Consider the following 14740-nt stretch of genomic DNA (forward strand, 5'->3'; position numbering starts at 1 on the left):
GCGTGCTTACTGGTGATGCGCTGTCTGCATGCCTGAACGGTCATCGTCGGCCGAATTGAGCGCGGCGCTGAAGAAACGCACCGCTTCGGCACTCAGGTTACGATGGATATCCTCGCGGTCCACGCCATCAGGGTCATTGCACAGCAACGGCGCAGTCGCGCGTTGCTCGTCACTGCACGGTGCCATGAAGACAAAATGCCCTGCCCCGGCCAGCAACTTGTAGTCGGGCGGCTGCGGCAGCTTGCGCGCCAGCGCTTCTGCGTTTCGGTCGATCGCCAGCAACTGATCGTCATCCCCCGCGTACATCAGCACCGGCACGTGCACATCACCCAGCGTGTGACGGCCGAACATCAGGCTCAGCGGGGCCATTAACATCAGCGCGCCAACCCGTGGATCAGCCTGAGCGTGAAGGTCATCACGGTCTGCGACAAGCTCGCCCTGCGTCTTGCATGCATCGCGGTCTGTCGGGCGCTCGGCGCAGTACTGACGCAGACGCTGCAGATCAGGTTGCGCGCCAGCGAGAATCAGCGCGGTTTCGCCACCGGCCGAATAACCGATCACGCCCACTTGCCGGGCATTGAGATAGGGGGCCAGCAAGGGGTCGAGCAAGGCCGTGCTGATCGCTTCGGAAATCTGCAGCGGGCGGCCATACAGGTTGCTCAGGCTGCCAAGACGGCTGTGATCGCGATCATTGTCGCCAGGGTGAACCACGGCAACCACCACAAATCCCTGACGCGCCAGCGAAGTGGCCAGGTCATGCAGCGCAAGCGGAGTGCCTGTGTTGCCGTGTGACAGCAACAACAGGGGGAAGCGGCCCATTGCGATAGGCGCCTCTTCACCGGCTTCGACACGATAGCCGTGAAGGGTGCTCACCTGCTCGGCGGCGGTGGAGGGGTAAAAAGCGATGGCCTGCACCGGCTGGGAATCCAGCGGATCAGGAAAACTCAACTGGTGGTAGCCCGCGCTCCAGGCTTCATCCGCCTGAGCGTGCACCGAAACAAGGCTATCGAGCAGGAAAACCAGCATCACTGCACAAAGACGTACCATGGCAAGGCCCAACCTTTGCAAATCCGGAACTTCGCCCGGACAATCCATCAAGCGCTTGTGTCGAGCATCATGCTCCAGCGCGCCGTTCCCACCCAGATATGAGTGTTGAAAACAGAAATAGTGCACAAGCCGGGCCATAAACTGCCCGTTGTTTTTTCTCGAGGGCGAATACTCCCGCCAGCCTGACAAGGCGATGCTCGAAAACCCTAGGCTCTGTACGTAAAGTGGCTGCGCTCGGTGATGCTGCGTTAAAAACAGGCTCGGATGCGAGTCCAATCGGAATGCTCATTTACAACACGTAGAGTTGAACGCGACCCCGGCCGTTCCTCGCCTGTTTTTGCCTTGCCTGACCTTCGCTCGCCGACTTTTCGTACAAACCCAGTCTAGTCCCGTAAGAACCCCGTTACCTGTAAGAAAGCTGTCAAGGTTGTATCCCGTTAACGCGCCGTTCTGCGCAGCCCATCGCCATGCATCAGAAACAAAAAAACTCCACAACCCGCCAGGAAAACCCCGTGCAGGTTGTAGAGTTTCGTGAAGACGGCTTTTGATCAGGCCGCGAACAGCTCGTTCTGAATGTAGTGCTGAGCAGCACTCATGGCGCTGGCACGCGGCTCTTCGCCATACGCCAGGCCGTGGGCGCGGACGAATTGCAGGTCGGTGATGCCGATGAAGGCGAACAGCGTCTTGAGCAGCTCTTCGTGACCGGTGCCAGAGGGTTGTCCGGCGTGCAGACCGCCCGAGGTGGAAACGATAATGACTTTCTTGCCGCCACACAGGCCTTCAGGGCCGGCTTCGGAATAACGGAACGTGCGACCCGCGATCAGAATCCGGTCAAACCAGGCTTTCAGCTGGGTCGGAATGGTGAAGTTGTACATGGGTGCGCCGATGACCAGCACGTCCGAATCGAGAAACTGCTGCAAAGTGGCTTCGTTGCCTGCCACTTCCTGCTGCTGGGCGGCGTCACGGACTTCTACCGGCGTGCCCGCCGCAGCGAGGCTGGCAGCAGAGAAATGCCCAAGCGCGTCACTGGCAAGATCGCGATAGGTGACCTGGCTGTCGGCGTGCGCATTCAGGTAGGCCTGGACAACCTCATGGGTCAGCTGACGCGAAGCGGAGTGATCGCCGAGGATGCTGGAGTCGAGGTGCAATAGTTTCATAACGTAGCTCCCTTAAGAAAATCGCCACTGAGCGATGAAGTGGCGAGCATCCTATCCTTGATCGCAATAGATGATTAGTGGTCTTGAATGCGACTGTTCGTTCTATTAAAAGAACAATAGAGTGAGTCCGGACTGAGGCTCAGTTCTTTGAACGAGGTCTCGAACGCATCCAGCAGGCCCCTGACGGCGGGAAGCAGGCCACGGCGCGAGGCGAACACAGCGTGCACGATGCCGCACTTGGGTCGATGCTCGCTGAACAGCTCTACCAGGCGTCCGTCCTGCAAGGCTTCCCTGACAATCAGCTCGGGAAGCTGTGCCACGCCGACTCCCTGCAAGGCGGCCTGCAGCATCATGTCCAGGTCCGAGCTGATGAGCCGCGGCGTGTGGCGTATTTCGGCATAGTGGCCGGGCTGCGTCTCCAGCAACCAGCGATGCTCGTGATTCGAAGAGGGCATATCGAGGCTGGGCAGTGTCGACAGCGCATCGAGAGAAGGCGTTGCCGACAGCCTGGCCGCCAGGTCCGCGCGTGCCACCAGACGCTGAGCGCTGTGCCCGAGCTTCTTGACCACCAGGCCGTCGTCCTCCAGCGGTGGAAAGCGCACACGCAGCGCAATGTCGATGTTCTCGGTCAGCGGGTCGACGCGTCGGTTGGTACTTTCGACCTGGATCTGAACCTTGGGGTGCTCGGCCGCGAAGCGGGCGATGGTCTCGTTGAAGCCCATCGCTGCCAACGCCGGAGGACAACTGATCACCACCCTGCCCTGCGGTTCAGATTTGGAACGCAGGATGGCCTCTTCGGCAGCCTCGGCCTCGACCAGCATGGCCACGCAATGCGCGTAATAGTCACGCCCGCTTTCGGTCACCGCAAAGGTGCGGGTCGAGCGGTGGATCAGCCGAACACCCAGGCGCTCCTCAAGCCCGGCAATGCGCCGGCTGAGTTTGGACTTGGGGATCCCCAGCTTGCGGCTTGCCGGCGCAAATCCCAGGCACTCGACCACCTGGACGAAATAAAACAGATCGTTGAGATCAAACACCCGGCCACCTCGTTTTCAGAGCCGGGAGTATGCAACGCCGTGCCCCGCGTCTCAAGACCGGGACTTAGGACCGCGCCCGGCTATTCGGCAGTCAGAAATGCCAGTACCGGCACAGTGAATGCCTCACCCGCCTCGACACTGGACAGGTGGGCCGCGTGCAGCTCGATGATCTGCGAGCCCTGAATCCGGTCGACCATGAAACGCCCGTCCGCCGGGGTCGTTACAGCATCCTCCGTGCCACAGACCACCAGCACCGGCAGCTCGATGGACGCGATCTGTTCACGGAAATCCGCATCGCGCACGGCCGCGCAATTGGCCGCGTAACCCTGTGGCGAGGTGCGTGCCAGCATGCCGACAACCGTGTCGACCGCAGCAGGTTCGGCGACCGCGAAGGAAGGCGTGAACCAGCGCGCAATCGAGGCATCGCGCAACGCGATCATGGCTGACTGGCCGTCACGCAGAACGGTTTCGATGCGAGGGTTCCAGACATCGGGATTGCCGATTTTGGCGGCCGTATTGCACAGCACGACCTTGTGCAGGCGCTGCGGCGCATTGATTGCCAGCCATTGGCCGATCAGCCCGCCCATGGACAGGCCGCAGAAAAAAGCCTTGTCGATGTCCAGCGCGTCAAGCAGCGCCAATACATCGCGAGCGTTTTGCTCGATGCTGTAACTGCCCTCGCTGACCAGCGATTTGCCATGACCGCGGGTGTCGTAACGCAAGACCTGAAAGTGACGGGTGAATGCAGGCACCTGGTTGTCCCACATGTGCAGATCAGTGCCCAGGGAATTGGACAAGACCAGCACCGGCGCGCCCGCCGGGCCTTCGAGCAGGTAGTTCAGTTGACCATCAGCAAGTTGCACGGCAGACATTCGAAACTCCAGATAAAGGCAAAGCTGCACACTAATGAGTGTCGCAGCAGCATACAATCCGCTGATCGAATATCCGTGCGGCTATCGAACAGCTTACCGTGCGCTGTCAGACCCCAGGGAGCATCCATGCCAAAGAGCCCGCAAAAGACCCTGCACAAGGAAGACATCGCCAGATTCTGCCTCGACCTGCCGGGCGCGCGTGAAGACTACAAGTGGGGCGGCGTACGGGTTTTTTCCGTCGCCGAAAAGAAAATGTTCGCGGTCATGGACCTGGTCGGCGAGGACCTCGCGTTCAAGGTCCACCCGGAGTTGTTTCTGGGTTACGTGGATCGCCCCGGCATACGACCTGCGCCCTACCTGGCGCGTGCGCACTGGATCAGCGTGGCAGACCTGCAGACGCTGAGCGCCGATGAGTTACGCGACCTGCTGACCCGCTCGCACCAGTTGGTGGTCGGCAGGCTGCCGAAACGGCAACAGATCGGCCTGATGCTATAACGGCAACAGCTGCACAAGCCGCTTGCCCAAAAACAGCCAGTCAATCCACAACGCCTGATGCACCAGCACGATCAGCCAGAATACGACCTGAAAAGACACCTTGCGGGTCTTGTGCCGGAACACCTGTTGCGCGAGCAGCGCGCCGGGCCAGCCGCCGAGCAGCTCGACACCATGCAGGACGTTCTCCGGGGTGCGCTGGCCAGCACTGCCGGCCTGTCGCTTGTCATGCCGGTAAAGCACGAACGCCAGCAGGCTCATGACGATCAGGACCAGCGCCGGGATCGGCGTGACCTGCCTCAGCCATAGCGATGCCGAGCCGTAGACTGGCAACGCACACAGCAGCAACAGCACCAGGATCTTCAAGCGCAATTGCCGTACCGGCGGCCTGCCAAGGCTGGCTGGCCGTGACGACCCGCGGCTCGCCGTCATGCCTTGGCCGATGCCCAGTCGATCCAGCCAAACTGCCAGGTCGCCAGGATCAGCAGGCCGAAGGCGATGCGATACCAGGCGAACACCGCATAACTGTGAGTGGCGATGAACTTGAGCAAACCGCGCACTGCGATCATCGCGAAGATGAACGAGGTGATGAAGCCGATGGCAAACACCGCGAAGTCGTCAGGGCGAAACATGTCACGGTACTTGTAGCCCGAATACACTGCGGCACCGACCATCGTCGGCATGGCCAGGAAGAACGAGAATTCGGTCGCCGCCTTGCGGGACAGGCCGAACAGCAGGCCACCAATGATCGTCGAACCCGAACGCGAGGTGCCGGGAATCATCGCCAGACACTGTACCAAGCCTATCTTGAGCGCATCGCTCCAGCTCATGTCATCGACGGTTTCGGTGCGCACGGTGTGTTCGCGGCGCTCGGCCCAAAGCATGATCACCCCGCCAACGACCAGTGCCGTGGCCACGGTAATGGCATTGAACAGGTAGTGGTGGATGGTATCGGCGAAAATCACGCCCAGCACCACGGCCGGCATGAAGGCGATCAGCAGGTTGAGGGTGAAACGCTGCGCCTGTTGCTGTTTCGGCAACCCCACGACCACGTCGAGGATCTTGCGCCGAAACTCCCAGACCACCGCCAGAATCGCCCCCAACTGAATGATGATGTTGAAGGCCATGGCACGTTCGCCGCCAAAATCGATCAGGTCGGCGACGATGATCTGGTGCCCGGTACTGGAGATCGGCAGGAACTCCGTCAGCCCTTCTACAACACCCAATATCAACGCCTGAGCAGCGGTCCAAAGATCCATCATTCCCCCATGAAGCGATGCCGCAGGCTCGCTGTTTAATGTTGTCGTGTAAAAAATGCTTGCCACTATGCCGCCACATGCCTGAACGAAGCTTGAAGAAACTCGCGCAAATGCAAGGCGCGGAATGCTAGCAGACCTGCACGCACAAAGCCTGCTGACGTAAGGTCTGGCGCAACACAAGCTGCACGCAGCGCGCAGAAGCGCATACAATCGCCGGCCCCGCCCCTCACTACCCTCACCAAGGAGCCGCCATGTCCGGGCTTGAACTCTTCGCTGCCGCCATCGGCGTTATCGCAGTCTGGCTGACAGTGAAGCAGAATCCCTGGTGCTGGCCAATCGGCCTGGTCATGGTGGTGATCTACATCTGGATATTCTTTGACGTAAAGCTGTATTCGGACATGCTCCTGCAGGTCATCTACGCAGGCCTGCAGGTCTATGGCTGGCTACAATGGACGCGGCACGGTGACGGCCTGCCGGTCAAAGCGGTGACCACCTTGCAGAACCGTTCGGTGCTCAAGGGGCTGGCGGTCGGCGCACTTGTCAGCGTCGCACTGGGGGCAGGCATGGCGCATTTCACCGATGCAGCACAGCCCTGGCTGGACGCCGCGCTGACCGGGTTCAGTCTGGTGGCGCAGGTCTGGATGGCGCAAAAACGCGTTCAGTGCTGGCCGCTGTGGATCCTGCTCGATGTGATTTTCGTCGGCTTGTTCATCTACAAAGAGTTGTACCTGACGGCTGCGCTGTATGGCTTGTTCACCCTGCTGGCGGTACAGGGCTGGCGCGAGTGGCGCAACGATCTGGCGCTGGCGCGATGAAAGTTCTGGTTCTCACCGGCCCCGAGTCGAGCGGCAAGAGCTGGCTGTCGGCGGAAATACAACACAGGTTCGGCGGCCTGCTGGTCGGCGAATATGTCCGGCAGTTCATCGATCAGCAGGGCCGCGATACCGTTTACGCCGATATTCCGGCCATCGCCCAGGGCCAACTGGCCTGGGAGGACGCCGCGCGCGGCGCCGAGCCAGACTTGCTGATACTCGACACGCACCTGTTGAGCAACATGCTCTGGAGCCGCACGCTGTTCGGCGACTGCCCTGCGTGGATCGAACAGCAACTGCTGAGGCGTACCTATGACCTGCATCTGCTGCTGTCGCCTGAAGGCGTTGACTGGATCAGCGACGGCCAGCGCTGCCAGCCGCAATTGGGTGAACGCCAGGCCTTTTTCAACGCCAGCCGGGAATGGCTGGAACACCACCGGCAGGCTTACCGGGTAGTGGGCGGTAACTGGGAGCAGCGCCGCGTACAGGCGCTGACCGCTGTCTCGCAGTTGCTGGGCGATTCAGCGGATCTGGTGCTTGTGTAACAGCCGGTAAAACGTCGGCCGCGAAATACCCAGCACTCTGGCCGCCACACTCAAATTGTCACTGTGGCGCGTCAACACGTCACACAACGCCTGACGCTCGGCCCGCGACTTATAATCCTCCAGCGTCCCCATGCTGCCAACACTGTCCTCCTCACCCAGCAGGCCGAGATTTGCCGCTTCTATCTGCCTGCCTTCGGCCAGCACCAGCCCGCGCCGAACGCGACCGGCCAGCTCGCGCACATTACCCGGCCAATCGTGCTTGCCCAGCGCAATCAAAGCATCCTGACTGAAACTGCGCGCCCGCCTGCCGGTTTCCTGACTGTACAAATGGGCGAAATGGTTAGCCAGCAACGCCAGATCGCCATGACGCTCGCGCAATGGCGCTACCCCGACCTGCAGCACATTGAGCCGGTAATACAGGTCCTCGCGAAAGCGCTTTTTGCGCACCGCCGTTTCAAGATCCTCGCGGGTCGCGGCCAGCACCCGCACATCCACTGCAATCGGTTCGCTACCGTCCGCGCGCTCGATCTGCCGGTCTTCGAGAAAGCGCAGCAGGCTCGCCTGGGTATCCAGTGGCAGCTCACCGACCTCGTCGAGCAACAGCGTGCCGCCGTCTGCGGCTTCAAGCAACCCGACCCTACGTTCCTGAGCATCGTCAAACCCGCCGTCCTCATGACCGAACAGCACGGCGTGGATCGACTGCCCGTCAGACGCTGCGCAATCGACCACGATAAAGGGTTTGTCGCGTCGCAAGGACTGAACATGCAGGCTGCGCGCGATCAGTTCCTTGCCCGTGCCCCGTTCGCCCCTGATCAATACCGGCGAATCGGTGGGCGCCAGTTTGCTCAGCAGCCTGCGCAATTCACGGACAGGCCGACTGTCGCCGAGCCACTCGGGTTCCACGCTGAATTGCGAAGGCGAGCCCTGCAATTGCGGCCGCCCGGCCGTAAACGCTCTGTCCAGCGAGGCATGCAGCCGATCCGCGTCGAAAGGCAGCGTATGAAAGTCGAAAAACCAGCGGCAGACGAAATCACCGATTTTCTCGCGGCGCAAATCACTGGCTGCCAGCACTGCAATCCAGCGCACCGGGCTATTAATGAACAACGCCTCGAGCCTGGGCAAGTGTTCAAAATGATCGGGGGTCAGGTGAATCAGGCCTACATCACAATCAGCAATGATTGCCGAACCCGATGGGCTTTCCTGCACCGTCCATCCGGCCTCGACCAGAACGGGGATCAATGGATGACAGTCGTCACCGCCGTCGAGCATTAACAGACGTCGTGTTGGGGCCGATCCATGCATGAGGTTTCCTTGGCGCCCGGCGTATGGAAGATTTGAAAAGCTTTTTATAAACAGTCTGTTGGCGAGCCCACTCATCACCCTAGCAAATATTTGACGCAGCGTTGTACCGTTTGGGTCTAACGCTCATAACCTGCTGTCATTAGTGCGCTACCTGCCCGGTTCTTGCGGCAACAGGCAGCCTTCCACGCGCCCCATCAAAAATAATTCGCAAATATTTTCAATGAACGGTGTGACTCATGCCCCCTTGTCGTTCATCAACACAAGTAACCAGCCGGACGGTCAGCCCGCCGCCGAGACTGAATTGATATGGGCACTTGAGGAAACGACCATGAACGCCCCACTGCGCTTCAACGATGCACTTCTGATCGCTGGACACGCTTTTGAACCCTTCCAGTGTGTTGCCTGGGCACCACAGGACGGTAACGGCGAACTGAGCCTGACGGTGATCGACCGCACCAGCAACCGTATCGGTCGCAAGCAGATCCCGAGCAGCACCTATTCCGACAAGCGCCAACTGGCCAGCGCTCTGGAACAGGCCCGTGCAGAAATCAGCAACGAAGGCTACGACCTTGAGCCGTGGACCATGCCGGCTTGATGGCTGACTGAGCGGGCTCCCCGCTTGGCGTAATGGAAAACCCTGTGGGATCGCCGCCCTTGCCGCGCCCACAGAGGTGTGTTTTCAGTGCCATGCTCTGCGCGCGCTCCACCCCCGCAGAGCATCGGCAAGAGAGCCGGGCCTGAGGGGTTCCCCACCCTCAGACCCGCTTCAACTCATCGATGTGCCGGTACTCAGCCCCCAGACTCGATGCCAGTTCCCGCGCCCTTCCCAGGCGGATCGGGCCTTTCTCGATATCGATCAGCAAACTGGCGCAGTCGAACGCAGGGAGTGCCGGTAACGACTTGATCCGGCCATCGGTCAGCACCAGAACCCGCTGCTGTTCGGCCGGATAGCGTTTTTGCCGTTGCCCCAGCCATTCAGTTGCCTGTTGCAGCGCTTCCAGCAACGGCGTACCACCACCAGCCCCCAGTGCATCCAGCCAGGGTGTCAACGCCGATGAGGCCTTCAGCCCCTGATGTTGCCAGCGTGGCGCAGTGCCGCTGGCGGTCAGTAAGGCCAGCCGCGCGCGGCGTCGATAGGCATCGTCGAACATCTGCGACAGCAGGCCCTTGGCCTGACTCAACGCCTGATGGCGGCGGGTAGACGCCGAAGCATCGACAATCACCAGCAATAACTCGCTGGGCCGGCTGCTACGCGGCTGGCGAACCAGATCCTTGTGGCTCTTCGGCTGACCGCGCAGAAAGGTCGGTAGCCATTGCACCGGGCCATCAGCACCGACACGCACAGCGCCCTGCCTGCCGCAGGCCAGTCGACCGGGACGGGGAATGGCATCCGCCCCCTGTATGGCGCGGGGACGGATGCCTAGGGCTTTTTTGGCCAGCTCGGCACTTCGCGGCGTGACCCGGTCGTGACGGCCTGGGCGGGCAACTCACCCCAACTGCCCTGCCCGCTGTCAGGCTCGGCCTGTTTGCTGGACGAGCCCGGTGGTGGTGGCGGCGCCTCGGAATTCTGCGGCGGTGGTGAGGGCTCGCGACGCCGGTGACGCAAGGCAAATTCGGCAACCGCTTCGATGTCCTGCTCTTCAATGTGCCCGGCACCCCGCCACGCCGCATGAGCACGCGCAGCCCGCAGCCAGACCAGATCGGCACGCATGCCGTCGACACCTGCGGCAAAGCAACGCTCGGTGATCATTGCCAGCGACTGGTCATCCAGTTCGATGCTCGACAATAGCTGACGGGCCTGTTCACAGCGCAGCTTCAAGGCATCCTGCTGCGCTTGCCACTGCTGGCAGAAGCCCTGCGGATCGGTGTCGAAATCCAGACGGCGACGGATGATCTGGCTGCGCTCGGCAGGCAGTGTATGACCGCTCAGCGCCACATTGAGGCCAAAGCGGTCCAGCAACTGCGGGCGCAATTCACCTTCTTCGGGGTTCATGGTGCCGATCAGCACGAAACGCGCAGCATGACGATGGGAGATACCGTCGCGCTCGACCAGGTTGACGCCGCTGGCCGCGACGTCCAGCAGCAGGTCGACCAGATGGTCGGCAAGCAGGTTGACCTCATCGACATACAGCACGCCGCCGTCGGCCTTGGCCAGCACGCCCGGAGAGAAGCGCGCGCGGCCCTCGCTCAGTGCGGCGTCAAGGTCCAGCGTGCCGACCAGACGCTCTTCGGTAGCACCCAGCGGCAAGGTGACGAACTGACCGCTGGCCAGCACATCGGCCAGCCCGCGGGCCAGCGTCGATTTGGCCATGCCCCGCGGCCCTTCGATCAACACGCCGCCGATGCGCGGGTCGATGGCAGTCAGGCATAACGCCAGTTTCAGGTCATCAGCACCGACCACAGCGGCCAGCGGAAAATGCGGTGTTTCACTCATCGTTGAATCAGACACGGTCATCAGTTCTCTTCTATGTCCAGGAGCAGGTCTTCCAGCGCCTGCTGATACTCGCCAGGCTCCTGCCAGAGGCCGCGCTGCTGGGCTTCGAGCATGCGCTCGGTCATGTCGCGCAAGGCATCAGGATTGTGCTGAGCGATGAAATCGCGAGTCGCCGGGTCCAGCAGATAGGCGTCTGCGAGCAGCGCGTACTGGTGATCATCGATCAGCTCGGTGGTCGCATCGAACGCGAACAGGAAATCCACGGTCGCGGCCATCTCGAACGCCCCCTTGTAACCGTGGCGCTTGGCCCCTTCGATCCATTTCGGATTCGCTGCGCGCGAACGTATCACCCGGTTCAGCTCTTCCTTGAGGGTACGGATTTTCGGCAGGTCGGGCTGGCTGTGATCGCCGTGGTAACTGGCGGTCTTCTGCCCGCTGAGGCTTTCCGAAGCGGCGAGCATGCCGCCCTGAAACTGGTAGTAGTCGTTTGAGTCGAGCAGATCGTGTTCGCGATTGTCCTGATTCTGCAGCACCGCCTGCACCTGAGAAAGCCGCTGGGCAAAGCGCTGGCGTGCGGGCGTACCTTCATCGGCAGCGCCATAGGCGTAACCGCCCCAGTTCAGGTAAACCTCGGCAAGGTCATCGCGGCTCTGCCACAGGCGGCCATCGATAGCACCCTGCACGCCAGCGCCATAGGCACCGGGTTTGGCACCAAATATCCGCCAGCCAGCCTGACGCGCCGCTTCGTCTTCATTCAGACCTTCTGCGATGAAGCCCTGCCGTTCTTCACGGACCCTGGCCGCCAGCGGGTTCAGGTCGTCGGGCTCGTCAAGCGCCGCGACGGCCTGCACCGCAGCGTCGAACAGCTTGATGAGGTTGGCGAACGCGTCGCGGAAAAAGCCGGAGACCCGCAGTGTCACGTCCACTCGTGGGCGGTCGAGCAGGCTGATCGGCAGAATCTCGAAGTCATCGACCCGCTGACTGCCCGTCGCCCACACCGGACGCACGCCCATCAGCGCCATGGCCTGAGCGATGTCGTCACCGCCGGTACGCATGGTCGCCGTGCCCCACACCGAGAGGCCCAACTGGCGCAGGTGGTCGCCATGGTCCTGGAGGTGTCGTTCCAGCAGCAGATTGGCGGACTGGAAGCCGATTCGCCAGGCCGTGGTGGTCGGCAGGTTGCGCACATCCACGGTAAAAAAGTTGCGGCCGGTGGGCAGCACATCCAGACGCCCACGGCTCGGCGCGCCGCTGGGACCTGCCGGCACGAAACGACCACTCAGGGCATCAAGCATGCCCTGCATTTCGCCGGGGCCGCAGGCATCCAGACGCGGCGCGACGACGTCACGCAGGCTGTCGAGGATCTGGGCCAGATCATCGTGTGCAGGCAAGTCAGTCAACGCTTCGCCCTGGATGACGCGTTCGATAAGGATGGCGGCGTAAAGCTCCAGCCGCTCGCGAGCATCGCCGGCACTGCGCCAGGGATCGCTGCTCAGGGCCTGCAATGCAGCGGGACGAGGGCCGGTCCAGGGTTCGGCCAATTCGCAGTTCAGCGGGTCGAAGTCCAGCTCGAACGCCTTGCTCAACGCACGCAACAGACTGGACTGCGCGCCACGCCCGTCACCACGCGGAATACGCAGCAGGGCCAGCAAGGTATCGATGCGCAGACGACCTTGCGGCGATTGACCGAAGATATGCAGACCATCGCGAATCTGCGATTCCTTCAGGTCACACAGGTAAGTGTCCAGCCGTGGCAGCCAGAGCGCCGCGTCGGCATCGCTGTCGAGGTTCTCGCCAAGCGCCAGTTCGCGGTCGATATGGGTTTCACGGACCAGCTCGAGAATGTCACGCTGCAGCTCGCGCGCGCGGCGCGGATCGAGCAATTGCGCTTCGTAGAATTCGTCGGCGAGCAGTTCCAGATTGCGTAACGGGCCGTAGGTCTCCGCGCGGGTCAGCGGCGGCATCAAGTGATCGATGATGACCGCCTGAGTGCGCCGCTTGGCCTGTGCGCCCTCGCCCGGATCGTTGACGATGAACGGATAGATGTTCGGCATGGCGCCCAGCACCGCGTCCGGCCAGCAGGTTCGCGACAACCCCACACCCTTGCCGGGCAGCCATTCGAGGTTGCCGTGCTTGCCGACATGCACCACCGCATGCGCGCCGTAGGCCTTGCGTAGCCAGAAGTAGAACGCCAGATAGCCATGAGGTGGAACCAGATCCGGGTCGTGATACACCGCGCTCGGGTCGACCTGATAACCCCGCGCCGGTTGAATCCCAATGAAGGTGAGGCCAAAGCGCAGCCCGGCGATCATCATCCGGCCGCTGCGAAACATCGGATCGCTGTCCGGCGTGCCCCAACGGGCGTTCACCGCGTCGCGATTTTCCTGCGGCAGTTCGTTGAACGCCGCCAGGTATTCCTCCAGCGCCATGCTCTGGTGACACGGGCGTTGGTCGATACTGTCCAGATCATTGGTCACGCCGCCCAGCAGTTGCTGGATCAGTTCAGTGCCAGTGTCGGGCAACGGCGCCAGCGGATAGCCCTCTGCCTGCATGGCGCGCAGGATATTCAGCGCCGCAGCAGGCGTATCGAGCCCCACACCATTGCCGATCCGCCCGTCGCGAGTCGGGTAGTTGGCGAGGATCAGCGCCACGCGCTTTTCGCCATTGGGCAGGCGCGCAAGCTCGATCCAGCGCCGCGCCAGTTGCGCGACGAAATCCATCCGGTCCGGCTGGGCGCGGTAGCAGACCACGTCCGACTGGCTGCGCTCACTGCGCCAGGCCAGGTCCTTGAAGCTGATCGGCCGGCTGATGATCCGTCCGTCCAGCTCCGGCAAAGCAATGTGCATCGCCAGATCACGAGCGCCAAGGCCCTGTTCGCTGGCCTGCCAGGCAGGCTCGTTGTCCTGCGCGCAGATGGCCTGAATGACCGGCACGTTGCGCCGAAACGGCCGCAGATGCGGCGCTTCCGGACTCGACTGGGCAAAACCGGTGGTATTGAGGATCAACTCGGTTTCAGCCTCATCCAGCCAGTCCTCCACCTGAGTGAAACAGCCGGGCTCCTTGAGGCTGGCCACGGCTATGGGCAGCGGGTTGATGCCTTGCGCCTGCAAGCGCACACAGAACTCATCGATGAAACCGGTATTGGCGGCCTGCAGGTGCGAGCGATAGAACAGCAGCGCTACCACCGGCTGCTCGGCAAGCCAGTCTGCCTGCCAATCGGCAAGCTGCGCGCTTGCCAAACGCGGATGGTAGATCGCCGTGCGCGGCAACGGCGCGGGCTCGACCCAGGAATAATCTCGGTCCAGCCAGCGACTGGCCATGCAGTTGTACAGTTGCAGCGCGTTTTGCAGGCCGCCCTGACGCAAAAACTGCCAGAGTCGGTCGCGCTCTACGGCAGGCACGGTGCTCAAATCACTCAGCTCTGGATCAGGGCGGTCATCACCCGGCACCAGAATGACCTGAACGCCGCGTGCCGCGAGCTCCATCAGCCGCTCGACGCCGTAGCGCCAGTAGCCAATACCGCCGTGCAGAGAAATCAGGATGACCTTTGCGTGACGCAGCACTTCATCGACGTACAGGTCGACAGAGGCGTGATTCTGGACCTGCATCGGGTTGGCCAGGCGCAGGCTGGGGTAGTCTTCGGGGAGCTGCCGGGCAGCCTCGGCCAGCAGCGCCAGGCTGGAGTCGCCGCTGCAGAGAATCACCAGCTCGGCCGGGGTCTGGCCCAGATCGGCAATATTGTCGTCAGGTACGAAACCGCCGGGCTGGGTTCTCAGTAAATGCATG

Annotated in this window: 14 protein-coding genes; 4 read left to right on the forward strand and 10 right to left on the reverse strand. The window is 61.9% G+C overall.

Annotated elements, in window-relative coordinates; translation table 11 throughout:
• Nucleotides 1-6 precede the first annotated feature (6 nt).
• From BT119_RS13875 to pcaD, 4 genes are all read right to left on the reverse strand, one after another.
• Nucleotides 7-1047: an alpha/beta hydrolase family protein gene (locus BT119_RS13875; RefSeq protein ID WP_004413784.1), complete on the reverse strand. Its 1041-nt coding sequence runs from the start codon at nt 1045-1047 to the stop codon at nt 7-9.
• Between the two features lie 548 nt (nt 1048-1595).
• Nucleotides 1596-2204, reverse strand: a complete 609-nt coding sequence (locus BT119_RS13885) for an FMN-dependent NADH-azoreductase (RefSeq protein ID WP_072366068.1) — start codon at nt 2202-2204, stop codon at nt 1596-1598.
• Nucleotides 2205-2278: 74 nt separating this feature from the next.
• Nucleotides 2279-3238, reverse strand: a complete 960-nt coding sequence (locus BT119_RS13890; protein ID WP_072366070.1) for a LysR family transcriptional regulator — start codon at nt 3236-3238, stop codon at nt 2279-2281.
• 80 nt (nt 3239-3318) lie between these two features.
• Entirely contained in the window at nt 3319-4110 is a 792-nt protein-coding gene (pcaD, locus tag BT119_RS13895) for a 3-oxoadipate enol-lactonase (protein WP_004413786.1), read from the reverse strand.
• 126 nt (nt 4111-4236) lie between these two features.
• On the opposite strand from pcaD, the gene BT119_RS13900 reads away from it, so the two are divergent.
• Entirely contained in the window at nt 4237-4605 is a 369-nt protein-coding gene (locus BT119_RS13900) for an MmcQ/YjbR family DNA-binding protein (protein ID WP_058396262.1), read from the forward strand.
• Here the strand turns inward: BT119_RS13900 and BT119_RS13905 are convergent.
• A complete protein-coding gene (locus BT119_RS13905; RefSeq protein WP_032609763.1) occupies nt 4600-5034 on the reverse strand; it encodes a DUF1294 domain-containing protein in 435 nt (144 codons plus the stop codon). The two genes, BT119_RS13900 and BT119_RS13905, sit on opposite strands and share 6 nt — an antisense overlap.
• On the reverse strand, nt 5031-5861 hold the full coding sequence (locus BT119_RS13910) for an undecaprenyl-diphosphate phosphatase (protein ID WP_072366072.1): 831 nt from the start codon (nt 5859-5861) through the stop codon (nt 5031-5033). The genes BT119_RS13905 and BT119_RS13910 overlap by 4 nt, the downstream gene beginning before the upstream one ends.
• 251 nt (nt 5862-6112) lie before the next feature.
• Between BT119_RS13910 and pnuC the strand changes: the two genes are divergently transcribed.
• Both pnuC and BT119_RS13920 read left to right on the forward strand, forming a co-directional pair.
• Nucleotides 6113-6676 (forward strand): nicotinamide riboside transporter PnuC, encoded by a 564-nt coding sequence (pnuC, locus tag BT119_RS13915; protein WP_004413793.1) that lies wholly within the window; start codon nt 6113-6115, stop codon nt 6674-6676.
• On the forward strand, nt 6673-7218 hold the full coding sequence (locus BT119_RS13920; RefSeq protein ID WP_072366074.1) for an AAA family ATPase: 546 nt from the start codon (nt 6673-6675) through the stop codon (nt 7216-7218). The genes pnuC and BT119_RS13920 overlap by 4 nt, the downstream gene beginning before the upstream one ends.
• Here BT119_RS13920 and BT119_RS13925 read toward each other — a convergent pair.
• On the reverse strand, nt 7195-8520 hold the full coding sequence (locus BT119_RS13925; protein ID WP_072366076.1) for a sigma-54-dependent transcriptional regulator: 1326 nt from the start codon (nt 8518-8520) through the stop codon (nt 7195-7197). The two genes, BT119_RS13920 and BT119_RS13925, sit on opposite strands and share 24 nt — an antisense overlap.
• Nucleotides 8521-8848: 328 nt before the next feature.
• Here BT119_RS13925 and BT119_RS13930 point away from each other — a divergent pair, with 328 nt between their 5' ends.
• Nucleotides 8849-9115, forward strand: coding sequence for a hypothetical protein (locus tag BT119_RS13930; protein ID WP_003315350.1), 267 nt, complete (start codon nt 8849-8851; stop codon nt 9113-9115).
• Between the two features lie 160 nt (nt 9116-9275).
• Here the strand turns inward: BT119_RS13930 and BT119_RS13935 are convergent, their stop codons facing one another.
• From BT119_RS13935 to cobN, 3 genes are read right to left on the reverse strand one after another with little or no spacing between them, the layout of a single operon-like run.
• A complete protein-coding gene (locus tag BT119_RS13935) occupies nt 9276-9887 on the reverse strand; it encodes a vWA domain-containing protein (RefSeq protein ID WP_072366078.1) in 612 nt (203 codons plus the stop codon).
• Between the two features lie 53 nt (nt 9888-9940).
• Complete coding sequence (locus tag BT119_RS13940) at nt 9941-10975, reverse strand: magnesium chelatase ATPase subunit I (RefSeq protein WP_072366080.1); 1035 nt, start codon at nt 10973-10975, stop codon at nt 9941-9943.
• Nucleotides 10975-14739: a cobaltochelatase subunit CobN gene (cobN, locus tag BT119_RS13945; protein ID WP_072366082.1), complete on the reverse strand. Its 3765-nt coding sequence runs from the start codon at nt 14737-14739 to the stop codon at nt 10975-10977. The genes BT119_RS13940 and cobN overlap by 1 nt, the downstream gene beginning before the upstream one ends.
• Nucleotide 14740 lies beyond the last annotated feature (1 nt).

The sequence above is a fragment of the Pseudomonas sp. NFACC10-1 genome, from assembly GCF_900119195.1.
In the GTDB taxonomy this organism is placed as follows: domain Bacteria; phylum Pseudomonadota; class Gammaproteobacteria; order Pseudomonadales; family Pseudomonadaceae; genus Aquipseudomonas; species Aquipseudomonas cerasi.

Bases quoted from the DNA above. Each gene is read 5' to 3' on its own strand.
- BT119_RS13875 (WP_004413784.1), bottom strand. From the start codon at position 1,047: ATGGTACGTCTTTGTGCAGTGATGCTGGTTTTCCTGCTCGATAGCCTT.
- BT119_RS13885 (WP_072366068.1), bottom strand. From the start codon at position 2,204: ATGAAACTATTGCACCTCGACTCCAGCATCCTCGGCGATCACTCCGCT.
- pcaD (WP_004413786.1), bottom strand. From the start codon at position 4,110: ATGTCTGCCGTGCAACTTGCTGATGGTCAACTGAACTACCTGCTCGAA.
- BT119_RS13900 (WP_058396262.1), top strand. From the start codon at position 4,237: ATGCCAAAGAGCCCGCAAAAGACCCTGCACAAGGAAGACATCGCCAGA.
- BT119_RS13905 (WP_032609763.1), bottom strand. From the start codon at position 5,034: ATGACGGCGAGCCGCGGGTCGTCACGGCCAGCCAGCCTTGGCAGGCCG.
- BT119_RS13910 (WP_072366072.1), bottom strand. From the start codon at position 5,861: ATGGATCTTTGGACCGCTGCTCAGGCGTTGATATTGGGTGTTGTAGAA.
- pnuC (WP_004413793.1), top strand. From the start codon at position 6,113: ATGTCCGGGCTTGAACTCTTCGCTGCCGCCATCGGCGTTATCGCAGTC.
- BT119_RS13920 (WP_072366074.1), top strand. From the start codon at position 6,673: ATGAAAGTTCTGGTTCTCACCGGCCCCGAGTCGAGCGGCAAGAGCTGG.
- BT119_RS13925 (WP_072366076.1), bottom strand. From the start codon at position 8,520: ATGCATGGATCGGCCCCAACACGACGTCTGTTAATGCTCGACGGCGGT.
- BT119_RS13930 (WP_003315350.1), top strand. From the start codon at position 8,849: ATGAACGCCCCACTGCGCTTCAACGATGCACTTCTGATCGCTGGACAC.
- BT119_RS13940 (WP_072366080.1), bottom strand. From the start codon at position 10,975: ATGACCGTGTCTGATTCAACGATGAGTGAAACACCGCATTTTCCGCTG.
- cobN (WP_072366082.1), bottom strand. From the start codon at position 14,739: ATGCATTTACTGAGAACCCAGCCCGGCGGTTTCGTACCTGACGACAAT.